General features: G+C 69.4%; 20 protein-coding genes. 10 read left to right on the top strand and 10 right to left on the bottom strand.

Going from position 1 to position 20,994, the window contains the following annotated elements; all coding sequences use genetic code 11:
• The first annotated feature begins 53 nt into the window (after positions 1-53).
• On the top strand, positions 54-944 hold the full coding sequence (locus ACIA5H_RS14115; RefSeq protein WP_397076302.1) for an SDR family oxidoreductase: 891 nt from the start codon (positions 54-56) through the stop codon (positions 942-944).
• Here the strand turns inward: ACIA5H_RS14115 and soxR are convergent.
• Positions 913-1,401, bottom strand: coding sequence for a redox-sensitive transcriptional activator SoxR (gene soxR / locus ACIA5H_RS14110; protein WP_067795363.1), 489 nt, complete (start codon positions 1,399-1,401; stop codon positions 913-915). The genes ACIA5H_RS14115 and soxR overlap by 32 nt on opposite strands.
• Positions 1,402-1,537: 136 nt before the next feature.
• Here soxR and arcA point away from each other — a divergent pair, with 136 nt between their 5' ends.
• On the top strand, positions 1,538-2,794 hold the full coding sequence (gene arcA, locus ACIA5H_RS14105; RefSeq protein WP_379250800.1) for an arginine deiminase: 1,257 nt from the start codon (positions 1,538-1,540) through the stop codon (positions 2,792-2,794).
• 8 nt (positions 2,795-2,802) lie between these two features.
• On the top strand, positions 2,803-3,162 hold the full coding sequence (locus tag ACIA5H_RS14100; RefSeq protein WP_379250802.1) for a GntR family transcriptional regulator: 360 nt from the start codon (positions 2,803-2,805) through the stop codon (positions 3,160-3,162).
• Between the two features lie 4 nt (positions 3,163-3,166).
• Here the strand turns inward: ACIA5H_RS14100 and ACIA5H_RS14095 are convergent, their stop codons facing one another.
• Positions 3,167-4,792, bottom strand: a complete 1,626-nt coding sequence (locus tag ACIA5H_RS14095) for a dolichyl-phosphate-mannose--protein mannosyltransferase (RefSeq protein ID WP_397076299.1) — start codon at positions 4,790-4,792, stop codon at positions 3,167-3,169.
• A gap of 339 nt (positions 4,793-5,131) precedes the next feature.
• On the opposite strand from ACIA5H_RS14095, the gene rsmI reads away from it, so the two are divergent.
• Both rsmI and ACIA5H_RS14085 read left to right on the top strand, forming a co-directional pair.
• A complete protein-coding gene (rsmI, locus tag ACIA5H_RS14090) occupies positions 5,132-5,980 on the top strand; it encodes a 16S rRNA (cytidine(1402)-2'-O)-methyltransferase (RefSeq protein WP_379250804.1) in 849 nt (282 codons plus the stop codon).
• A gap of 78 nt (positions 5,981-6,058) precedes the next feature.
• Positions 6,059-6,811: an isocitrate lyase/phosphoenolpyruvate mutase family protein gene (locus ACIA5H_RS14085; RefSeq protein WP_397076297.1), complete on the top strand. Its 753-nt coding sequence runs from the start codon at positions 6,059-6,061 to the stop codon at positions 6,809-6,811.
• 131 nt (positions 6,812-6,942) lie between these two features.
• On the opposite strand, the gene ACIA5H_RS14080 is transcribed toward ACIA5H_RS14085, so the two are convergent.
• Both ACIA5H_RS14080 and metG read right to left on the bottom strand, forming a co-directional pair.
• Positions 6,943-7,611, bottom strand: a complete 669-nt coding sequence (locus tag ACIA5H_RS14080) for a TetR/AcrR family transcriptional regulator (RefSeq protein ID WP_355074553.1) — start codon at positions 7,609-7,611, stop codon at positions 6,943-6,945.
• Between the two features lie 211 nt (positions 7,612-7,822).
• Positions 7,823-9,409 (bottom strand): methionine--tRNA ligase, encoded by a 1,587-nt coding sequence (gene metG, locus ACIA5H_RS14075; RefSeq protein ID WP_379250808.1) that lies wholly within the window; start codon positions 9,407-9,409, stop codon positions 7,823-7,825.
• 71 nt (positions 9,410-9,480) lie between these two features.
• Here metG and ACIA5H_RS14070 point away from each other — a divergent pair, with 71 nt between their 5' ends.
• From ACIA5H_RS14070 to rsmA, 3 genes are all read left to right on the top strand, one after another.
• Positions 9,481-10,308, top strand: coding sequence for a TatD family hydrolase (locus ACIA5H_RS14070; protein WP_364428885.1), 828 nt, complete (start codon positions 9,481-9,483; stop codon positions 10,306-10,308).
• Positions 10,309-10,514: 206 nt separating this feature from the next.
• Positions 10,515-11,642, top strand: a complete 1,128-nt coding sequence (locus ACIA5H_RS14065; RefSeq protein WP_379250810.1) for a transglycosylase family protein — start codon at positions 10,515-10,517, stop codon at positions 11,640-11,642.
• A 52-nt stretch (positions 11,643-11,694) separates the two neighbouring features.
• Positions 11,695-12,576, top strand: coding sequence for a 16S rRNA (adenine(1518)-N(6)/adenine(1519)-N(6))-dimethyltransferase RsmA (rsmA, locus tag ACIA5H_RS14060; RefSeq protein WP_397076293.1), 882 nt, complete (start codon positions 11,695-11,697; stop codon positions 12,574-12,576).
• A gap of 68 nt (positions 12,577-12,644) precedes the next feature.
• On the opposite strand, the gene ACIA5H_RS14055 is transcribed toward rsmA, so the two are convergent.
• Together ACIA5H_RS14055 and ACIA5H_RS14050 are read right to left on the bottom strand one after the other, a co-directional pair.
• The gene (locus tag ACIA5H_RS14055) at positions 12,645-12,851 is read right to left on the bottom strand and encodes a cation transporter (RefSeq protein WP_364428892.1); all 207 of its coding nucleotides are present in this window, start codon (positions 12,849-12,851) and stop codon (positions 12,645-12,647) included.
• A 101-nt stretch (positions 12,852-12,952) separates the two neighbouring features.
• Positions 12,953-14,755, bottom strand: coding sequence for an ABC-F family ATP-binding cassette domain-containing protein (locus tag ACIA5H_RS14050; protein ID WP_379255406.1), 1,803 nt, complete (start codon positions 14,753-14,755; stop codon positions 12,953-12,955).
• A gap of 292 nt (positions 14,756-15,047) precedes the next feature.
• Here ACIA5H_RS14050 and ACIA5H_RS14045 point away from each other — a divergent pair, with 292 nt between their 5' ends.
• Positions 15,048-15,896: an LLM class flavin-dependent oxidoreductase gene (locus ACIA5H_RS14045; RefSeq protein ID WP_355074540.1), complete on the top strand. Its 849-nt coding sequence runs from the start codon at positions 15,048-15,050 to the stop codon at positions 15,894-15,896.
• Positions 15,897-16,191: 295 nt separating this feature from the next.
• On the opposite strand, the gene ACIA5H_RS14040 is transcribed toward ACIA5H_RS14045, so the two are convergent.
• Positions 16,192-17,127 (bottom strand): 4-(cytidine 5'-diphospho)-2-C-methyl-D-erythritol kinase, encoded by a 936-nt coding sequence (locus tag ACIA5H_RS14040; protein ID WP_355074538.1) that lies wholly within the window; start codon positions 17,125-17,127, stop codon positions 16,192-16,194.
• A 268-nt stretch (positions 17,128-17,395) separates the two neighbouring features.
• On the bottom strand, positions 17,396-18,148 hold the full coding sequence (locus tag ACIA5H_RS14035) for an SDR family oxidoreductase (protein ID WP_379255402.1): 753 nt from the start codon (positions 18,146-18,148) through the stop codon (positions 17,396-17,398).
• A gap of 76 nt (positions 18,149-18,224) precedes the next feature.
• Here ACIA5H_RS14035 and ACIA5H_RS14030 point away from each other — a divergent pair, with 76 nt between their 5' ends.
• Positions 18,225-18,818, top strand: a complete 594-nt coding sequence (locus ACIA5H_RS14030; protein ID WP_379255400.1) for a TetR/AcrR family transcriptional regulator — start codon at positions 18,225-18,227, stop codon at positions 18,816-18,818.
• Here ACIA5H_RS14030 and ACIA5H_RS14025 read toward each other — a convergent pair.
• Both ACIA5H_RS14025 and ACIA5H_RS14020 read right to left on the bottom strand, forming a co-directional pair.
• Complete coding sequence (locus ACIA5H_RS14025) at positions 18,815-19,708, bottom strand: Abi-alpha family protein (protein ID WP_379255399.1); 894 nt, start codon at positions 19,706-19,708, stop codon at positions 18,815-18,817. The two genes, ACIA5H_RS14030 and ACIA5H_RS14025, sit on opposite strands and share 4 nt — an antisense overlap.
• On the bottom strand, positions 19,699-20,973 hold the full coding sequence (locus ACIA5H_RS14020; RefSeq protein WP_379255398.1) for a hypothetical protein: 1,275 nt from the start codon (positions 20,971-20,973) through the stop codon (positions 19,699-19,701). The genes ACIA5H_RS14025 and ACIA5H_RS14020 overlap by 10 nt, the downstream gene beginning before the upstream one ends.
• Positions 20,974-20,994 lie beyond the last annotated feature (21 nt).

The raw sequence follows: 20,994 nt of genomic DNA, 5'->3' as shown, positions 1-20,994 counted from the left end.
GTCGGCGGCCGCCGACTGGACTACCCTGCGGGGAACCGATTCGGCGACTCGAGATGGGATGCGCAGTGCTGGGTAGAGGTCGCGGGCGAGCGGGTCGAACGACGGTGCGCGATGCGAAGGTTCTGGTCACGGGCGCGGCGAGCGGTATCGGCCGGTCCACCGCGCTGGCCGCCGCCGCGGACGGCGCCGAACTGGTGCTCACCGACATCAATGCCAAGGGCCTGGACGCCACGGTGACGGACATCCGAGCCGCGGGCGGACGTGTGGCTCTGGCGCAAGCGCTGGACATCACCGACTACGACGCGGTGCGCGCCTTCGCCGACCGGGCGCACGCCGAACTCGGCAGCCTGGACGTCGTCATGAACATCGCGGGCACGTCGGTCTGGGGGACCGTGGAGAACCTGGAGCATCAGCACTGGCGGCGCATGGTGGAGGTCAACCTGATGGGGCCGATCCACGTCATCGAGACCTTCGTGCCGCCCATGGTGCGCGCGGGCAAGGGCGGTGCGCTGGTGAACGTGTCGTCGGCGGCGGGCCTGCTCGCGCTGCCCTGGCACGCGGCTTACAGCGCGGGCAAATTCGGCATCCGCGGCGTATCCGAGGTGTTGCGGGTGGATCTGGCGCAACACGGCATCACGGTGCATTTGGTGGCGCCCGGCGCGGTGAACACGCCGCTGGTGCGCAGCGTCGAGCTGGTCGGAGTGAACAAAGAGGACCCGAAGATCAAGCGGCTCACCGCCGCGTTCACCGAGCACGCGGTGCCGCCGGAGCGGGTGGCGAGGGCGATCCTGCGCGGGATCGAACGCAACCGGTTCCTGATCTACAGCTCGTTCGACATCCGCTTCGGTTATTGGTGGAAGCGCAAGTTCGCCTTTCCCTACGAGTTCGCGATGCGGCGCACCAGCGCCCGGTTCAGCAGGCTGCTGGCTTCGACGGGCAATTGAGCTGCACGTCGAGCACGCGCGCGCCGGGACCTTCGGCGCCGAGCCGGTCGTGCTCGTTGACCAAGCGGCAGGTGCCGAGGGACAGGCAGCCGCAGCCGATGCAGCCGGTGAGGCTGTCGCGCAATCGGATCAGCTGGGTGATCCGGTCGTCCAGGTCGGCGCGCCACGTGGTGGACAAGGTCTCCCAATCGCGCCGGGTGGGCGTGCGGCCTTCTGGTAGTTGATCGAGGGCCGCCCTGATCTCGCTCAGCGGTATGCCGACGCGCTGGGAGATGCGGATGAACGCGACGCGGCGCAAGGTCTCGCGGGCATATCTGCGCTGATTCCCGCTGGTGCGTCTGCTCGTGATGAGCCCTTCGCGTTCGTAGAAGTGCAACGCGGAGACCGCGACTCCACTACGCTCGGAGAGCTGCCCGGGGGTCAGCTCCTTTGCCCGCCAATCGGCTGCTGTCGACATGCACGCTCCTCCCAATCACCTCAACAATACTTGAGGTTAGGGTGTGCTGGGACCGGATTCGGCGATCGCGCACCGATCCGCACGCCGAAGCCGGGATTTCCGTGCTCTTCCGGCCGCGGCGCACTACGGTTCGATCATGGGAGCAGATGCTGTGTCCGCGCGGGAGGGTGCGCGTTTGGCCGTGACGTCCGAAGTCGGCACGCTGCGTACGGTGCTGCTGCACCGGCCGGGCAACGAGCTGCGCAGGCTGACCCCGCGCAACAACGATCAGCTGTTGTTCGACGGCATCCCGTGGGTGGAGCGCGCGCAGCAGGAGCACGACGCGTTCGCCGAAGTCTTGCGTGACCGCGGCACCGAGGTGCTGCTGCTGTCGGACCTGCTCGCCGAGACCATCCAGGTCAGCGGCGCCGCCCGGATCCAGGGCATCTCGGCCGCCGTCGACGCGCGCAGGCTCGGACACACGCTGGCCGACGAACTGGCCGCCTTCCTGCGCGGCGTGCCCGCCGGGGAACTGGCCGACATCCTCATGGCGGGGATGACCTTCGACGAGTTGCCGTTCGGGCCCGACGCCACCTCGCTGGTGCGCCGCATGCACCACGGCGGCGACTTCGTCATCGATCCGCTGCCCAATCTGCTGTTCACCAGGGATTCCTCGTTCTGGGTCGGTCCGCGCGTGGCGATCACCTCCCTCGCGCTGCCCGCCCGCAGCCGGGAGACCTCGCTGACCGATCTCATCTACGCGTTCCATCCGCGTTTCCTCGGGGTGCGCCGGGCGTACGAATCGCACACCGCGCCGATCGAAGGGGGCGACGTGCTGCTGCTTTCGGAGGGCGTGGTCGCGGTGGGCGTCGGCGAGCGCACCTCGCCCGCCGGCGCGGAAGCCTTGGCGCGCAGCCTGTTCGACGATGACCTCGCTCATACCGTGCTCGTTGTGCCGATCGCGCAAACCCGCGCGACGATGCACCTGGACACGGTGTGCACCATGGTCGACGCGGACGCCGTCGTGATGTATCCGGCGGTGCGCGAATCGCTGTGCGCCTTCACCATCCGCAAGGCCGACGACTACGGCGGACGGCTCGGCAGCGGCCGGGTCGGCATCAGCGGTCCCGACCCGTTCCTGCCCGCGGCCGCCGAGGCGATGGGCATCGGCAAGCTGCGGGTGATCGACACGGGACTGGACGGTGTCACCGCCGAACGAGAACAGTGGGACGACGGCAACAACACCCTCGCGCTCGCGCCCGGCGTGGTGGTCGCCTACGAGCGCAACGAGATGACCAACGCCAGGCTGGAGGACGAAGGCATCGAGGTGCTGCGCATCCCCGGCTCCGAACTCGGCTCCGGCCGCGGCGGTCCGCGTTGTCTGTCCTGCCCGTTGTCCCGCGACGAGTTGTGAGCGCGGGCATGTTCACCATCACCGTCTCGCACGACTCGACTGTGCCGCCCTACGAGCAGCTACGCCTCGGCGTCATCGCCCAGGTGCGTTCCGGCGAACTGACCGCCGGAACCAAGATTCCGACCGTCCGCGCCCTTGCGGCTCAACTCGGCCTCGCCCCCAACACGGTGGCACGCGCCTACCGCGAGCTGGAGGCGGACGGCGTGGTCGAAACCCGGGGCAGGCAGGGCTCGTTCATCGCCTCCTCGGGAGACCCGACCCGCGACGTGGCAGGCCGCGCGGCAACCGCCTACGTCGCGACGGTGCGCAGATTGGGCTTGGACGACGCCACCGCCCTGCGCTATGTGCAGGCGGCACTCGAGGCCTGACCTCTTATCTCCAGCTGGGGAGCCAGAGGTGGTCGTGCCAGTTGCCCGGGGTGATCGGTAGCGCGGTGAGAATCGGCCACAGCCAGATGAAGTTGGCGATCACCAGGCCCAGGTAGAGGCAGACCGCGAGTAGTCCGAGGCTGCGCCGTTCGTTCGGCGGGGTGGGCAGGTAGATCCCGGCGGGGCTGCGCGGGATGGTGCTGGGGTGCGCGGGGCCCAGCACGTCGCCGAGCACCAGCGCCACGCCCATCACCAGGAACGGGGCCATCGGGACGGCGTAGAAGTAGTACATCTGCCGGTCGAGGGTGGCGAACCAGGGCAGCAGCGCGGCGCCGTAGCCCACCAGCACCGCGCCGTGGCGCCAGTCGCGACGGACCACCGCGCGCCACAGCATCCAGGCCAGCACCGGAAAAGCCACCCACCAAATGGCGGGCGTGCCGATCAGCATCACGGCCTTCACGCACTGGGTCTGCCCGCAACCGGTGACGCCGCTGTCGGCGTAGTAGTACAGCATCGGGCGCAGGCCCATGGGCCAGGTCCACGGCTTGGATTCCCAAGGGTGATGGTTGCCCGCCGAATTGGTCAGTTCGGTGTGGAATTCCAGCGACCTGGCGTTGAAGTACCAGAGCGAACGCAGCGCGCCCGGCACCACATGCGACCAGAATCCTCCGGTGCCGATCGGGTCCGTCGGCGCGGACGGATTGCCGGGCATGTACCGGTACACGCCGGTCTCGCTCGCGAACCAGGCCCAGTAACTGGCCAGATAGATGCCGAGCGGCACGAGCACCAGCGCGTACAGCGCGGGCCCGATGTCCCGCAGCGCGACCCCGAGCCACGGACGGCGTACCCCGTAGAGCCGCCGCGCCGAGAGGTCGAAGTAGACGCTCATCACGCCGAAGGCGGCGATGAAATAGATGCCGGACCATTTGGTTCCGCAGGCCAGCCCGAGCAGCAGGCCCGCGCCGAAGCGCCACCAGCGCACCCCGAGGCGCGGTCCCCAGTCGGTCACGCCGATCCGGCCCTCCGCGTCGGCGCGCGCGCACCGAGCGCGCACCTCGTCGCGGTCGACGATCAGGCAGCCGAAGGCGGCGGTGACGAACAACGCCATGAAGATGTCGAGCATGCCGATGCGCGAGGAGACGAAGGTCAGCCCGTCGGCGATCAGCAGGATGCCCGCGATCGCGCCGATCAGGGTGGAGCGTGTCATCCGCCGGGTGATCCGGATCACCAGCAGCACCAGCACCGTTCCGGCGAGCGCGGCGGTGAAACGCCAGCCCCAGCCGTTGTAGCCGAACATCGCCTCGCCGATCGCGATGAACTGCTTGCCGACCGGGGGATGCACCACCAGCCCGTAGCCGGGGTTGTCCTCCACCCAGCCGCCGGTGAGCATCTGCCAAGCCTGCGGGGCGTAGTGCTTCTCGTCGAATACGGGGGTGCCCGCGTCGGTCGGGTAGTTGAGCATGGTGAAGCGCGTCACCGCCGCGATCGCGGTGAGGAACGCGGTCACCAGCCAGCCGCGCGCGCGGTCGGTCGGCCCGAAGTCGCGTGGCGGCCGCAGCGGCCCCGGGCTCGACCAGGATGGCACGGTTCCGAACCGTGCGGTCGCGCGCTGGTCGGTCACCTGGGTCACGCCCCGATCGTATGCTTTCCCGCCTCTCCGGGTCTTCAGGCCGTACTAGTTGGGTGGTTCGGGATTCGCGTTCAGGTCCTGCGTGAGTGCCGCTGTAGTTTGGGCGTACCCGGTGAGTTACCCATGTGCTCACGAGATCGGCTGTACGTGTCGAGAACGGGCCCGGCGGATTCGCGGTCGGCTCCCGGCGTGAGTGAGATTTGTCTCGAAGGCGTGCGGGATTGCTTCTGCCGGGCGGCCGAACGTGGTTGCCGCCGGTATCTGCTGGGGCCGGTGGCGTCGGTGGATAGGCTGCGGGTTGGCGGTTGTCGCCGGATACGTGATGCGGACAGGAGTGCGGTGGCTTACGAGACGGCGGGCGGGCTGGTGCTCGCGGCGACGCCGATGGGTGATGTCGGTGATGCCTCGCAGCGCCTGCGCGAAGCGCTGGCGACGGCCGATGTCGTCGCCGCCGAAGACACCCGCCGCACCAGGGCCCTGGCCAAGGCGCTCGGCGTCGAGATCTCCGGCCGGGTGGTCAGTTTCTACGATCACGTCGAGACCGCCCGGATTCCGATGCTGCTCGACGAGATCGCCGACGGCCGTACGGTGCTGCTGGTGACCGACGCGGGCATGCCGTCGGTGAGCGATCCCGGCTACCGCATGGTGGCGGCGTGCGTCGAGCGGGATCTGCCGGTGACCTGCCTGCCCGGTCCCTCGGCGGTGACCACGGCGCTGGCACTGTCGGCCCTGCCGGTGGAACGGTTCTGCTTCGACGGATTCCCGCCGCGCAAATCCGGCCAGCGCCGGGAATGGTTGCGCACCTTGGCCACCGAACCACGCGCCTGCGTCTTCTTCGAGGCCCCGCATCGGCTCGCCGACTGCCTGGCCGACGCGGTCGAGATCCTCGGCCCGGACCGCCGCGCCGCCGTCTGCCGGGAGCTGACCAAGACCTACGAGGAAGTGATCCGGGGGACCCTGGCCGAACTGGCCGAGTGGGCCGTCGATGGCGCACGCGGCGAGATCACCGTGGTGCTCGCGGGCGCCCAGCCCGCCGCCGCCGATCCAGCGGACCTGGTGGACGCCGTGGAATCCCGAACCGCGGCGGGCCTGCGCCTCAAAGACGCCTGCGCCGAGGTCGCCGCCGCCCACGCCGTGTCGCGTCGCGAGCTCTACGACGCGGTTCTCGCCGCGCGCCGCACTTCCTAGCCGACCGCGGCTTCGGCTGTGCGGTTCGCTCCGCGCGGGTGGTCGACCCGAAGCTGGGTGGCGGGCATGATCATCGGTATGACTTCTCTGGAGAGCAAGGCCACGACGTTTCTCGGGTTGCACGTGCCGGGTGACCCGGGCGTCTTCCCGACGGTGTGGGATGCCTGGTCCGCGAAAGTCGCCGTGGCGGCGGGCTTTCCGGCCTTGACGGTGGGCAGTCATCCGCTGGCCGATTCGATCGGCCGCTCGGACGGGGAAGGGATGACGTTCGACGAGTCGCTGACCCGGGTACGGCAGATCACGGCGGCGGTGGACGTCCCGGTGTCGGTCGACATCGAGTCCGGCTACGGACAGGAGCCCGCGCGGCTGGTCGAGGGCCTGCTCGAGGCAGGGGCGATCGGACTGAACATCGAGGACACCGTGCACAGCGAGGGCAAGCGCCTGCGCACGGGCCAGGAACACGCCGACCTCGTGCACGGACTGCGCAAGGCCGCCGACGCGACGGGTGTGCACCTGGTGATCAACGCGCGCACCGACCTGCTCCTGCGCCAGGACGGAGACGAGGCCGACCGGGTGGACCGCGCCATCGAGCGGCTGCGGCTGGCCGCCGAGGCGGGTGCGGACGTGCTGTTCCCGGTGGGCCGCCACGCCGACGCCGACATGCGCCGCCTGACCGGCGAGCTGCCGCTGCCGATCAGCGCGACCGTCCTCCCGGATCAGGCCGACAACGCCGCCCTCGCCGACCAGGGCGTCGCGCGGATCACCTTCGGTCCGTTCCTGCAGGCCGCGCTGACCAAGGAGATCAATACCCTGCTCGACCGCTGGAAGTGACACGGCGGAACAGCTGTGTGAGCGGTATCCGTTCGCCGCGACGACGGCGCCCGAGCCCCACCGGGTGACCGGTGGGGCGGCGGTGCGTCGGGTAGCGCGAAGACGCCATCCCGGTGACGGTCGCCGTGCCGTCAGGAGGGAACCGGAAGCCCCAGGGCGCTCATGACGAACTGGACGAACAGCGGCGCCAGATCCGGCACGCGCGCGGGTCCGTCCGAGACGATGACCCGCCGCGTGCGCTCGCCGATCGCGTCCGGGATCAGGGCGATCAGCCCGTCGGACAGTTCGGGGAGCGTCGGGTCCGCCGCCCGCGCCTGGTCGTAGAACACCCGGTACAGCTGGGCGAACCGGTCGACGGCCAAGTCGCGGTAGCCGACGGCCTCCTGGTTCACCTTGAACGACTCCACGAGCACCAATCGGGCGAAATCGGGCTCGGTGGCGACGGTCTGGCAGAAGGTGACCACGATGGACTCGATCTTCGCGTAGGCGTCGGCGTCCGGCGGCAACTGGGCGAGTTCGTCCACGATCCGGGTCGCCATGATGTCGACGCCGGTGTGCACCGCCTCGGCGAAGCACTCCTCTTTGTTCGCGAAGTGGTCGTAGAAGGTCGTCCGCGAAACCCTGGCCCTGGCAACGATGTCGGTGAGGGTGGTGGCCGGGTATCCCTTGTTGTCGACGGACTCCACCATCGCCTCGACCAGCCTGCCGCGCTGCGACGTGAGCACGGCTTCGCGTGCCGCCCGATGCCGCTCGGCGAAACCGGACCGGTGAACGGATGCCGTCGCGTGCTGCTGGCCCATGTGTGCCCTCTCTGTGCCGGAACCGATTCCGAACGGAACGTCGTCGTACCGATCGCACACGGTCCGGGGCGTCGCCAGGCCGCGAACCGGTGTTTCATTATCCGACAACGCATTCCACGGCGGGAAGGCAGGTGGATCCACTCGTGGGCATGTCGCCGTGGAACACCGCTAAAGTGTTGTGCGCCTTACCGTTACGGCAGGCCGGAGGCGGTCAGTCCTTCGGTTCGACGTACTTCGGGAACACCGGTTCCGGCGCGGGCAACGCCAACCCGGGCTCGATCGGCGTCGCGATGTCCGCGAACGTCCGGCTCCGCTGCCCCAGCTGGTCGAGGATGCGGCCCGCCGACCCCGGCAGCACCGGCTGGACCAGGATCGCGACGATGCGCAGCACCTCCAACGTCACGTACAGCACGGTGGCCTCGCGAGCGAGATCCTCCGGGGTGCCCGACTTCGCCAGCGCCCACGGCGCCTGCGCGGAGAAGTACCGGTTCGTCTCGCCCAGGGTCAGCCAGATCGCCTCCAGCGCCAGATGCATCTGCTGGGCGTCGAATTCGGCCCGGCAGCGCTCCAGCAGACCGCCCGCCAGATCCAGCAGGGCGCGGTCGTCGTCGGTGAACTCGCCGGGTGTCGGCACCACGCCGCCGCAGTCGCGCGCGACCAGTTTGGTGCTGCGCTGCACCAGGTTGCCGAACTCGTTGGCCAGGTCGCTGTTGATCCGGCTCACGATGGCCTCGTGGCTGTAGCTGCCGTCTTGGCCGTAGGAGATCTCACGCAGCAGGAAGAACCGCACCGCGTCCAAGCCGTAGTTGTCGACCAGCTCCAGCGGGTCGACCACGTTGCCGACCGACTTGGACATCTTCTCGCCCTTGTTGTACAGGAACCCGTGCACGAATACGCGTTTCGGCAGCTCCACTCCGGCCGAGAGCAGGAACGCGGGCCAGTACACGGTGTGGAAGCGCGTGATGTCCTTGCCGATGATGTGCACGTCGGCGGGCCAATACTTGCCGAAGGCGGCGGAGGAGGTGTCCGGGAAGCCGACGCCGGTGAGGTAGTTGGTGAGCGCGTCCACCCACACGTACATGACGTGGTCGGGATGGTCGGGCACCGGCACGCCCCAGTCGAAGGTGGTGCGCGAGATGGACAGGTCCTTCAGACCCGCCTTGACGTAGCTGACGATCTCGTTGCGCCGGGTCGCCGGCGCGATGAACTCCGGATGCTCGTCGTAGAGCGCCAGCAACTTGTCCTGGTAGGCCGACAGCCGGAAGAAGTAGTTCGACTCCTCGGTCCAGGTGACCGGCGTCTTGGAGTCGCTGGAGATGCGGGTGCCGTCCTCCAGCACCGTGGTCTCCTCGTCGGTGTAGAACGCCTCGTCCCGCACCGAGTACCAACCGGAGTAGTTGCCGAGGTAGATGTCGCCGTTGGCCAGCATCCGCTCCCAGATGGCGACGCTGGCGGCCTGGTGGTCGGCGTCGGTGGTGCGGATGAACCGGTCGAAGGAGATGTCGAGCGTCTTGTCCAGCGCCTCGAACACGTCGGAGTTGCGGGCCGCGAGCTCTTCCACCGGGATGCCCTCGGCGGCCGCGGCCTGCTGCATCTTCTGGCCGTGCTCGTCGGTGCCGGTCATGAAGAAGACGTCGTAGCCGTCGAGGCGCTTGAAGCGGGCGATGGCGTCGGCCGAGATGTACTCGTACGCATGCCCGATATGCGGCGCGCCGTTCGGATAGGCGATGGCCGTGGTGATGTAGAAGGCGGGGCGGTCGACTTCGCTCATGGTGTGTCTACTGTAATGCGCGTGCATTCTTCCGCTCGCGTGAATATGCCCCTCGCCGATTCGCGGGTCCCCGCGTCCGCGCCGCGGGGTGGCCGCCGATGAGCGCGAAGCGTTCCGCGCCGGAGCTGCCCGAGCCGCTGTCGCCGATCGTGGACGCGCACACCCACCTGGACGCCTGCGGCGCGACCGACGCGGCGTCGACCGTCGCGATCGTCGACCGGGCCGCCTCGGTCGGGGTCGGCCGGGTGGTCACCGTCGCCGACGATCTGGACGCCGCGCGGTGGGCGGTGCGGGCCGCGCACTGGGACGATCGTGTGTTCGCCGCCGTCGCGCTGCATCCGACCAGGGCGAACGCGCTCGACGACGAGGCGAAGGCCGAGCTGGAGCGCTTGGCCGACGACCCGAGGGTGGTCGCTGTCGGCGAGACCGGCCTGGACTACTACTGGCCGGGCAAGCTGGACGGCTGCGCCGACGTCGAGACCCAGATCGAGGGCTTCCGCTGGCACATCGACCTGGCCAAGCGGGTGCGCAAGCCGCTGATGATCCACAACCGCGAGGCCGACCACGACCTGCTGACCGTGCTGCTGGACGAGGGTCCGCCGGAGCGGGTGATCTTCCACTGCTTCTCCTCGGACACGAACATGGCCCTGTCGTGCGTGGCCGAGGGCTACATCCTGAGCTTCTCCGGGACGGTGAGCTTCAAGAACGCGCACGAACTGCGCGAGGCGGCGAAGGTGGTGCCCGACGACCAGATCCTGGTCGAGACGGACGCGCCGTATCTGACCCCGCATCCGTTCCGCGGAGCGCCGAACGAGCCGTATTGCCTGCCGTACACCGTGCGGGCACTGGCCGAGGTGCGCGAGCAGGATCCGCTGGAACTGGCCGAGATCACCACCGCCAACGCGCGTCGCGTCTACCGGATCTGAGCGGGGCGCCCGCCAAGGGGCGCGTACCCGAGGGCGTCACGGATGCCCGGAATGCATCGCCGTATGCGAAATGTGTCCTATGTCACTTTCGGCGTTCCGTTTTGTGATTTACCTGCGGGGTCGATATTCGATCGTGATATTGAAAAGGCCCTGTTCCGGAGCTTGCTGTTGTCGGCGCCCTGCCCCCTCGTTATCGTGCTGTGACCATGTCCCCCTTCATGCGGATCAACCAGTCGCGTTCGCCGCTGCTGTACATCGCGGTCGGCGCGCTGCTGCTGACGCTGATCGTCGGCGCCGGTCTCGCGATCGTGAATCGCAAGACGGTGACCGTCGTCGTGGACGGCGAGAAGCTCTTCCAGACCACGATGTCGCGTGACGTGCGCGGCGTGTTGAAGGCCGCGGGCTTCGCGGTGACCGACCGGGACAAGGTGGCGCCCGCACTGGCCGCGCACATCGCCGACGGCGCGACCATCACGCTCAACCGCGCGAAAGAGGTCGACCTGTCGGTCGACGGTATGACGCAGAAGGTCTGGACCACAGGGGTGACCGCGGGGGAGGCGCTCGAACAGCTGAAGATCCCGAAAGAGGTGTACGTCTCGCCCGCCCGCGACGAGCGGCTCCCGCTGCAGGGCGGGACGCTGACCATCGCGACTCCGCGCGTGGTCTCGTTGGTCGACGGCATCGGCAATCCGGTGGACGTGCGCGCCGCCGCGCCCACCGTCGGCAAATTCCTCGAGGTCGCCGGCATCCCGCTGCTCGAGCAGGACTCCGTCGAACCGGCCGCGGCCACGCCCCTGACGAACGGCTTGCACGTCACCGTGACGCGCAAGCGGGTCGAACAGCAGACCGAGACGATGCCGCTGGACCCGCCGGAGAACGTCATCGAAGACCCGGAGATGAACATGAGCCGCACGGTGGTTGAGTCGCCCGGCGCTCCCGGCGTGCAGAACGTCACCTTCGCGGTCACCATGGTCAACGGCCAGGAAGTGGACCGTAAACCGGTCGCTTCGACCGTCACCGTGGCGGCGAAGCCGAAGACCGTCCGCAAGGGCGCCAAGCCTGGCACCGAGGTGCCCCCGGTGCGCGACGGCGCGATCTGGGACGCGCTGGCCCGCTGTGAGTCGACCGGCAACTGGTCGATCAACACCGGCAACGGCTACTTCGGCGGTGTGCAGTTCGACCAAGGCACTTGGGAGCGGCAGGGCGGGCTGCGGTACGCCCCCCGCGCGGACCTGGCCACCAGGGAAGAACAGATCGCCATCGCGGAGATCACCCGGCAGCGGCAGGGTTGGGGCGCCTGGCCCGCTTGCACCGGTCGCCTCGGCATCAGCTGACGCGGGGGAGACGTCGCGGCCGGCCGGGTATGCCGGTTGATAGATTCTCGAGGTGTCCGAACCTGATATTTCCGCCCGCGGGAGTGCGGCGCTGCTCGGGCCCGCCGAAGTGCGGGTGCTCGCCGAGCGGTTCGGGGTGCGGCCGACCAAGCAGCTCGGACAGAACTTCGTGCACGACGCGAACACGGTGCGGCGGATCGTCGCGGCCGCCGGGGTGGGGCGCGGGGACGTGGTGCTCGAGGTCGGGCCCGGTCTCGGTTCGCTGACCCTCGCGCTGCTGGACGTGGTGGACTCGGTGGTCGCCGTCGAAATCGATCCCGTGCTGGCGCGCCATCTTCCGGTGACCGTCGCGGACCGGGCTCCGGAACTCGCGGAGCGCCTGTCGGTGGTGGAGGCGGACGCGCTGCGCGTCACCGCGGCGGACCTGCCCGCCGCGCCGACCGCGCTGGTAGCCAATCTCCCGTACAACGTGGCCGTCCCGGTGCTGTTGCATCTGCTCGCCGAACTGCCCGGCATCGCGGTCGCTCTGGTGATGGTGCAGGCCGAGGTGGCCGACCGCTTGGCCGCCGAGCCCGGCGGCCGCATCTATGGCGTGCCCAGCGTGAAAGCGGGCTTCTTCGGGACCGTCCGGCGTGCGGGGGCGGTGGGCACGCAAGTGTTCTGGCCGGTGCCGCGGGTCGAGTCGGGCCTGGTCCGGATCGACCGCTTCGCCGAGCCGCCGTGGCCGATGGACGACGAGCACCGCCGCCGCGTCTTCGAAGTCGTCGACGCCGCATTCGCGCAGCGGCGCAAAACGCTGCGCGCCGCGCTCGCCGCCTGGGCCGGTTCGCCTGCCGAAGCCGAGCGCCGTCTGCTCGCCGCGGGCATCGCTCCCGCCGCTCGCGGCGAAACCCTCGACACCGCCGCCTTCGTCCGGCTGGCGGCCCAGGCGTAGCGCGTCGCACAGAACAGTGGCTCCGCTACCGGCGTCGGCCGGTGCGCGGAGCCACTGGTGGCGACCGGTCAGACGGCGACTTCGTAGCCCGCTTCGTCCACGGCGGCGACGATGTCGGCGTCGGCGATCTGCGCGGTGCTGTCGACGCGGACGGCGCCGCTGGCGAGATCCACATCGACGCCGGTCACGCCGTCGATCTTGCCGATCTCGGTCTTGACGGAGCTGACGCAGTGCCCGCAGGTCATCCCGGTGACGGTGTAGGTGGTGGTGGGCATGTCCGACTCCTTCGCATCCATATCATTCATACGGGCGGGGGGTACCCCGACACTCGAAAGATACCCCCTCAGGGTATGAGCCCGCAAGGGGCGGCCTGGCCTCACACGCCTTCGGCCAGTTCCATCCAGCGCTCTTCGGCCGTTTCCTTCTCCGCGAGCACCTGCTTGAGCTCCGCGCCCAGGTTGACCAGCTTGTCCGGGTCGGTGGCGGCGTCGGCCAGCGCGACGTGCAAGCGCTGCTCGCGCTCGGACAGCTTGTCGATGGCGCGTTCCAACCGGGTCAGCTCCTTGCGGGCCGCGCGGTAGGCCGCGGAATCGGTGGCCGGGGCGTCGGCGGGCTTGGCATCCGGTGTGGCGGTGCGGGTCTGGTTCGCCGCGAGGGCCGCGCGCTTGGTCAGGTACTCCTCGATGCCGCCCGGAAGGTTGGTGAGCTTTCCGTCGCCGAACAACGCCCAGGTCGAGTCGCAGATCCGTTCGATGAGGTACCGGTCGTGGCTGATCACGACCAGCGTGCCGGCCCAGTTGTCGAGCAGGTCCTCCAGCTGTTGCAGGGTGTCGATATCCAGGTCGTTGGTCGGCTCGTCGAGCAGCAGCACGTTCGGTTCGGACATGAGGATGCGGGTCAGCTGTAGGCGTCGCCGCTCGCCGCCGGACAGGTCGCCGACCGGCGTGCGCTGGCGGGCGGGGGTGAAACCGAGGCGCTCGGCCAGCTGTCCCGCCGAGATCTCCTTGTCGCCCAGCATGATTCGCTGCGCCACCTGCTGCACCGCCTCCAGCACGCGTAGGTCGGTGGGCAGGTCGTCGAGTTCCTGTCGCAGCCAGCCGATCTGGACGGTCTGGCCTTGGATGCGCTTGCCCGCGGCCAAGGTCGCGTCGGTGTCGCCCGCAAGGGCGCGCAGCAGCGTCGTCTTGCCCGAGCCGTTGACGCCGACCAGGCCGACGCGCTCGCCCGGCGCCAGCCGCCAGGTCAGGTCGCGCACCAATTCCCGGTCGTCCGGCGTGGTGAGCGTGACGTCCTCCAGCTCGACGACCACGCGGCCGAGGCGTTTGCGCGCGAAGGCGGCCAGCGAGACGCTGTCGCGCGGCGGCGGCACGTCGGCGATCAGGGCTTCGGCGGCCTCGACCCGGTAGCGCGGCTTGGACGTGCGCGCCTGCGGGCCGCGCCGCAGCCACGCCAGTTCCTTGCGGGCCAGATTGCGCCGCCTGGCCTCGGAGGCATCGGCCTGGCGGGCGCGCTCGGCGCGGGCGAAGATCCAGTCGCCGTAACCGCCCTCGTAGCTTTCGACCTTGCCGCCGACCACTTCCCAGGTGTTGGTGGCGACGGTGTCGAGGAACCAGCGATCGTGGGTCACCACGACCAGCGCGCTGCGGCGGCCGAGCAGGTGCGCGGCCAGCCACTGCACACCCTCGACATCCAGGTGGTTGGTCGGCTCGTCGAGCACGAGCAGGTCGAGTTCGCGCACCAGCGCGGCGGCGAGCGCGACCCGGCGGCGCTCGCCGCCGGAGAGGTTGTCCACCGGGGTGTCCATGCCGAGGCCGGCGATGCCGATGCCGTCCATCACCGAGCGGATGCGCGGGTCGGCGGCCCATTCGTGTTCGGCGACCTCGTCGGTCATGGCGTCATCGGCCAGCCCGGCAAGCACCACCGATCCGACCGTCGCGCCCGCGGGCAGCACACCGCGCTGCGTCACCACAGCCATGCGCAGGCCGCCGAGTCTGCTGACCCGGCCGCTGTCGGGTTCCTCGATGCCGGTGAGCACCTCGAGCAGGGTGGTCTTGCCGCCGCCGTTGAGGCCGACGACTCCGATCCGTTCGCCCGCGTGCACGCCGAGCGAGACGTTGTCCAGCAGCGGCTTGATCCCGAAGCTCTTGTGGACCTGTTCGAGATTGATCAGGTTGGACATGGATCCTTCCGTGTCTTGCGGGGGCGGTCCGATGAGACCTACCTGTCGCGGCCCTGGGGCCCCGGGCCAGCGTACCGATGTGGGCGGACCGCCTGTCGTCCCGGCGAACGGCGGCGAGCTTGCGGTACGAACAATGTTCGTTTAGATTGATCGCGAACGAACGCTGTTCGTTCTCATGCAACCGAATCGGCGCTCCCCAGAAGTACAGCCGCAGAGTGGGACGCCCGCCTCCTATCCGAAGGCGTCGGCGGGCGGCACTATTCCCATTCCGCATGCTCTCTGGAGGATTCTCATGCACGTCGGCCTCGGCCTGCCCATCTCCGATCCCGCCGCGTTGCTCGACTGGGCTCGGCGCGCCGACGCGGGCCCGTTCCGCACGCTCGGCCTGCTCGACCGGCTGGTCTACGACAATCCCGAACCGCTGATCGCGCTGGCCGCGATCGCCGGCGCGACCAGCCGCGTCCGAGTGCAAACCGAAGTGCTGCTCGCGCCGTTGCGCGACCCGGTGCTGCTCGCCAAACAGGCCGCCACGCTGGACCGGATGTCCGGCGGGCGGCTGGTGCTCGGCCTCGGCGTCGGCGGCCGCGCCGACGACCACCTCGCCTCGGGCACCGACCTGCGCACCCGGGGCCGCCGCCTCGACGAGCAAGTCGCGCTCATGCGCCGCCTGTGGGCCGGTGAGCCCTACGGCGAGGAGTGCGGGCCGATCGGCCCCGCGCCACTGCGCCCGGAAGGGCCCGAGATCCTGTTCGGCGGCTTCCAGCCCGCCGCACTCGAGCGCGTCGGCCGTTGGGGCGGTGGCTTTCTCGCCGCCGCACCGCCGTCGTGGGCGGGCGGGCTGTTCGACACCGTTCGCCGTTCCTGGACCGACCACGGCCGACCGGGCGCGCCGCGGATCGTCGCCCAGGTCAACGTCGCCCTCGGTCCGGACGACGTCATCGAAGACGCACGCGCGTCGATGGGCGCCTACTACGCGTTCACCGGCCGCGCCGAAGGCATGCTCGAAGGCATGCTCACCACGCCCGCGCGGATCCGCTCCGCCATGGCGCAATTCGGCGATCTCGGCGCGGACGAGGTGATGTTCTATTGCTACGGTCGCGACGCCGATCAGGTCGATCGGCTCGCCGACCTGCTGCCCTGAGCGAGGCCGCGCATCGGTCGCACGGGATGCGGCGATGTCGAGCGTTCCCACTCGATCGGCTCGCCGACCGGCGTACCGCAACGATCGCGCGCAGGGCCGTCATGCCGAGCGTTTCCCGCACATCGGCAGGCCACATAGGGTTTCGTGCTCGCCGCAGTGTCGTCGGCATCACCACCGCGCAGTGGACACCCCGCCGGAGCTACGGACGGTTCGGCAGGGACCGTGCCTGAAGTGCCCGCTCGGCGGCTTGCGGCGTCGGCCGCAAGCCGCCGCGTCCGGTCGCGGCCAGTGGCGGTCAGTGCTTACCGGGTGCGTCGCCGCTGAGGACGCGCGCGCCCGGCACGGGTCCGCTGGCCGTCCGCACGCTGCGGCAGACGCCCGCGCCCGCGAGTTCGGCGGCCACCGAGATCGCCGACTCCTCGCTCTCGCAGAGGAACGCGCAGGTGGGCCCGGAACCGGAGACCAATCCGGCCAGCGCACCCGCGGTGATGCCCGCGCGCAACGTGCGGCGCAGTTCCGGCTTCAGCGACACCGCCGCCGCCTGGAGATCGTTGCCGAGCAGGGGTGCGAGCTGCCGCGCATCGCCGGAGGCCAACGCCTGCATCAGTTGCTGCGGCTCGCCGAGCCGGGGCGGTTCGCCGTGCTCGCGCAACCGGTCGAGTTCGGCGAACACCGCGGGAGTGGACAAGCCGCCTTTGGCGAACGCGAGCACCCAGTGAAACGTGTTGCGGGACAGCACCGGCAACAGGCGCTCGCCGCGGCCGGTGCCCAGCGCGGTGCCGCCGTGCAGGGCGAACGGCACGTCGCTGCCGAGTTCGGCCGCCACCGCGGTGAGTTCCTCTCTGGACAGTCCCAGGTCCCACAGTTCGTTCAGCCCGACCAGCGCGGCGGCGGCATCGGCGCTGCCGCCCGCCATGCCCCCTGCCACCGGAATGCCTTTGGTGATGGCGATTTCCACCAGGGGAGCGCGGCCGCCGAGGTGCGCCAGCCGGACGGCGGCTTTCCATACCAGATTCGTCCGGTCGGTCGGCACCTCCGCGGCGCCCTCACCTGTGACCCGGACGGCCAGCGAAGCCGACGGCGCGATCTCCAGATCGTCGCTCAGGGACAGTGCTTGGAACACCGTGGTCAGGTCGTGGTAGCCATCGGCCCGCAGGTCGCCCACTCCGAGATGGAGGTTCACCTTCGACGGCGCCCGCACGGTGACGGGACTCGGCACAACTGACAGCACGGTGCTAAAGCCTAATAGCTGCAGCCGGACGGAGTCCGTCCTCAGCCTGCGCATGGCCGCAGCGAAGGCGGAGGTACGCCTAATAGGTGCAGTCGGGCGGAGTCCGTCCTCAGCCTGCGCATGGCCGCAGCGAAGGCGGAGGTACGCATAATCGGCGCAGTCGGACGGAGTCCGTCCTCAGTTCGCGCATGGCCGCAGCGAAGGCGGAGGTACGCCTGATGGGAGCGGCCGGGCGATGCGGGTCCGTAGCTCGCGCGCGAGAAGGCGCTTACAGCAGCGCGCCGCCGGTGGCATCGATCCACTGCCCGGTCACCCACCGGGCGTCGTCGGAGGCGAGGAACCCGACGACGTCGGCGACGTCGTCGGCCTGCGCCACGCGGTGGAGCGGGGACATCGTCGCCACCGACGCCTGGGCTTCGGCGTTGCGCAGCCAGTTCGCGTTCATGTCGGTGTCGATGATCCCCGGCCCGACCGCGTTCACGGTGATGCCGCGCGCGCCGACCTCCTTCGCGAGCACGCTGGTGAAACTGTCGAGCGCGGCCTTGGTCATGGTGTAGGCGATCAGTTGCGGCATGTACGCGCCGTGGGTCAGTCCGGTGGAGATGTTGACGATCCGCCCGCCTGTGCGCAACCGGTCCAGGCCGAGGCGGGTGATGAAGAAGGGGGCCTTGGCGTTGATCGCGAAGACCCGGTCGAACGCCGCCTCGTCGGTTCCGGCGATCGGCTCCCTGAGCCCGTCGGTGCCCGCGTTGTTCACCAGGATGTCCAGCCCGTCGGCGTGCGCGTCGAAGGCCGCCCACAGCGTCTCGGCGTCGCCGGACACGCCCAGTTCGGCGCGGATCGCGAACGCCGCGCCGCCCGAAGCCTCGATCGCGGCCACGGTCGCCTTCGCCGCCTGTTCGTCGCGGTTGTAGTGGACCGCGACGCGTGCGCCGTCACGCGCCAGTCGTTCGGCGATCGCTCGCCCGATGCCCCGGCTGCTCCCGGTGACCAGTGCCGTCTTGCCTGTCAGTGCGCCCATGGCGCGCCCCTTTCTCTAGCGACCGCTACAGAAAGAAAGGTAGCACATTCTCTAGTGATCGCTATAAAATTGCGCCATGAGCACGACGACCCGAGGGCGGCCGCGATCCTTCGATCGGGACGCGGCGCTGGACAAGGCCATGCGGCTGTTCTGGGCCCGTGGGTACGAGGCCACCTCGATCGGGGACCTGACCGCGGCCATGGGCATCGGCGCACCCAGCCTGTACGCGGCGTTCGGGGACAAGAAGACGTTGTTCGGCGAGGTCGTCGCGAAATTCGGCGACCGCTACGGCGGATTCGTCGCGCGGGCGCTGGCCGAGGAGGACACCGCGGAGGCGGCGGTACGGCGGATTCTGCGCGAGGCGGCGACGGAATACACCCGCCCGGAATGCCCGCACGGCTGTCTGGTGATCAGCGCGGGCGTCAACACCACCAGCGCCGAGATCGCCGATCTCCTGCGCGATATGCGCAATCGGAACATCGACACGTTCGCCGCGCGCATCCAGGCCGACATCGACGCGGGCGTCCTGCCGGGCCACCTCGACGCGCGCACGCTGGCCCGCTACGTCGGCACGGTGATGCAGGGCATGTCCCAGGCGGCGCGCGACGGAGCAGGCCGGGCCGAATTGGAGCGGGTGGCCGAGATGGCGCTGCGCGGCTGGGGCCCCTAGTGGCCCGAGGCGCGTCCGTCCTGCACGACCACCGGCAGGCAGGTGCGCACGAAGTCCGCGCCGAAGTCGGTGAGCACCACGCTGCGGTAGATCACCTTGGTGCCGAAGCCGGAGCGCTTCAGCATCTCCCGCACCGGTGACTGCGCCTCCAGCAGCTGGTACCGGTTCGGATTGCCGACCGGCTCGCGCGCGTGCTCGATCAAACCGAGCCTGCGCAGGTTGGTCAGGTACTGCTGGATCCGGTTCGGAAAGCGCAGGCCCGCGTGCTCGCCGATCAGCGTGAGCATCGAGCCCAGGCGTTCGGAGCCGAGCGCGCGCGGGCGGCCGGTGCGGATGTCGATCGAGGGCTGTGGCCCGTCCAGATGCAGGAAGCGCAGGATGCGCGCTTCGTCCGGAGTCAGCTCGGCGAGCATGCCCGCGAAGGCCGGATGGTTGTCGTCCTCGCCGTGCGGGCTGGCCGACAATCGCAACAGCGCGGCTCCCTGCTCACGCAGCGTCGGCACCGCTTCCTGCGTGGACGGTTCCGTGGCGGCGGGCATCCCGAGCGCCTTGCGCATCGCGTCACGGACCTCGGACTCGGCCTCGGCCAGCACTTCTCGCGGCGGCGCTCCCTCGATGCTGCGCCGTACGACGGTCGAGGTGACGCCGACCGCGGTGCCGACGCTCCAGGACGTCACCCCGGTGACCGCGGTCCACGCGACCCGCGCGACGCCCGTCGCCGCACGCACGGTGGCGAGGGGAACCGTTACCCGTCTGGGTAATTCGTCGGTGTGCGTGATGTCCGAAGCCGGCCGCCGGGCGATCTCCTGCGATGGCTCGGCATTCGCCGCCGCCGCGTCGAGGTGCTCGACGGCCTGGATATCGCCGTCGTCCGGACCCGCTACAGCCATGATGTCGCCACTCCCGTTCCGAAGATCAGGATATGAGCGTATCCGGCGAACAGCCCCAACACGCCGCCATGGACGAAAAGGAGCCATTCATCCTGCTTGATGGCCGCGCGCAGCATGTCCACGAAGTCCGGCGGCGACAACATCGCCATCTGCCTCGCGATGTATTCGTTGATCTGCCTGCCCTGGCGGACGTTGAATTCCGGGTCGGCGAACGCGATCGGCGCGATGGCCATGGCTTCGCTGGTGAACGTCGATTGCAGCGAGTCGTATTCGCGGCTGCCGAGCACGAACTTGACCGCGGGACGCGCGGGACCGAGCGCGCGGTCGGCGGCCGGGCGCAGCGTGTCCTCCAGCATCTGCATGGTGCGGTCCGAGCGGGGGCCGTTGAGCAACTCGTCGCCGATATTCGCCACCGTGATCACCTGGCTGGAAACCAATTCCGCGTATCCGTCGGTGATTTCGGACTTGCGTTTGATCAGCAGGCCCTGCCGCCACGGGACCCACCACTTCGGATACGCGGGCGCGAAGATCATATTGATGCCGATCCAGTTGACCACCCAGCCGATGATTACGCCGCCGATCGGCAGCACGATCAGGCTGGACCAGCCGGTCAGATGCAGGATGGCGACCAGCAGCACACCCATCGGCGCGCCGAAGTAGAAACCGAAGTTCTGCATGAAACGCAGTTCCTTCGCGCCGAGCACCTGGAACAGCGTGTTGAGCAGATGCGGCCGGGCCTGGAAGTAGCGGATCACCATCTGCTTCACATCGAGCAGCTGATCGATATTCGCGCCCAATTCCTCGGTCAGCTCGCGCAGGATCTCCGGCAGTTGCTGGCGCACCCTGGCGTGCACCATGTCGCGCACCTGGGCGGGCAGGTTGTACCAGAGCTGCGGATGCTCGCGGCGCAGGATGTCCTCGACGATGTCCTTGATCTGCGCGTCGGCGATGCTCGCGAGGTGCTCGGCCAGCTTGTCCGGCTCGAGTTCCCGATAGAAGTCCGCGACGCTGCCGAGTTTGGCCAGGCCCTTGTCGACCGCGATGCTGGCCATCTTGTCCGCGCGCGACGGGACGATGCCCTGCCAGCCGAACCGGCCGTCGTAGCTCAGTAGCGGGAGAACTTGAATTCGCTTGGGAAGGAACGGATACAGCGCGCGCAGACCGGGAACTCGGATGCCGTGGAAGGCGACCGGCTTGAACAGCATGAGCACGCCGGTCCAGTTGGTGATGTAGCCGATCACGCCGGTGAAAAGCGGTATGGTCACGAGCTCGAGGAGGATCGTCGG

Origin of the sequence: Nocardia sp. NPDC051900 (assembly GCF_044452545.1) — a bacterium.
GTDB lineage: Bacteria > Actinomycetota > Actinomycetes > Mycobacteriales > Mycobacteriaceae > Nocardia > Nocardia sichangensis.
Note: the sequence above shows the minus strand (reverse complement) of the source record. Positions and strands in the feature narration are given on the sequence as shown.

Bases quoted from the DNA above. Each gene is read 5' to 3' on its own strand.
- ACIA5H_RS14035 (WP_379255402.1), bottom strand. From the start codon at position 18,148: ATGGGCGCACTGACAGGCAAGACGGCACTGGTCACCGGGAGCAGCCGG.
- ACIA5H_RS14045 (WP_355074540.1), top strand. From the start codon at position 15,048: ATGCACGTCGGCCTCGGCCTGCCCATCTCCGATCCCGCCGCGTTGCTC.
- ACIA5H_RS14070 (WP_364428885.1), top strand. From the start codon at position 9,481: ATGAGCGCGAAGCGTTCCGCGCCGGAGCTGCCCGAGCCGCTGTCGCCG.
- metG (WP_379250808.1), bottom strand. From the start codon at position 9,409: ATGCACGCGCATTACAGTAGACACACCATGAGCGAAGTCGACCGCCCC.
- soxR (WP_067795363.1), bottom strand. From the start codon at position 1,401: ATGTCGACAGCAGCCGATTGGCGGGCAAAGGAGCTGACCCCCGGGCAG.
- ACIA5H_RS14085 (WP_397076297.1), top strand. From the start codon at position 6,059: ATGACTTCTCTGGAGAGCAAGGCCACGACGTTTCTCGGGTTGCACGTG.
- arcA (WP_379250800.1), top strand. From the start codon at position 1,538: ATGGGAGCAGATGCTGTGTCCGCGCGGGAGGGTGCGCGTTTGGCCGTG.
- ACIA5H_RS14030 (WP_379255400.1), top strand. From the start codon at position 18,225: ATGAGCACGACGACCCGAGGGCGGCCGCGATCCTTCGATCGGGACGCG.
- ACIA5H_RS14050 (WP_379255406.1), bottom strand. From the start codon at position 14,755: ATGTCCAACCTGATCAATCTCGAACAGGTCCACAAGAGCTTCGGGATC.
- ACIA5H_RS14025 (WP_379255399.1), bottom strand. From the start codon at position 19,708: ATGGCTGTAGCGGGTCCGGACGACGGCGATATCCAGGCCGTCGAGCAC.
- ACIA5H_RS14065 (WP_379250810.1), top strand. From the start codon at position 10,515: ATGTCCCCCTTCATGCGGATCAACCAGTCGCGTTCGCCGCTGCTGTAC.
- ACIA5H_RS14100 (WP_379250802.1), top strand. From the start codon at position 2,803: ATGTTCACCATCACCGTCTCGCACGACTCGACTGTGCCGCCCTACGAG.
- ACIA5H_RS14055 (WP_364428892.1), bottom strand. From the start codon at position 12,851: ATGCCCACCACCACCTACACCGTCACCGGGATGACCTGCGGGCACTGC.
- ACIA5H_RS14115 (WP_397076302.1), top strand. From the start codon at position 54: ATGGGATGCGCAGTGCTGGGTAGAGGTCGCGGGCGAGCGGGTCGAACG.
- ACIA5H_RS14080 (WP_355074553.1), bottom strand. From the start codon at position 7,611: ATGGGCCAGCAGCACGCGACGGCATCCGTTCACCGGTCCGGTTTCGCC.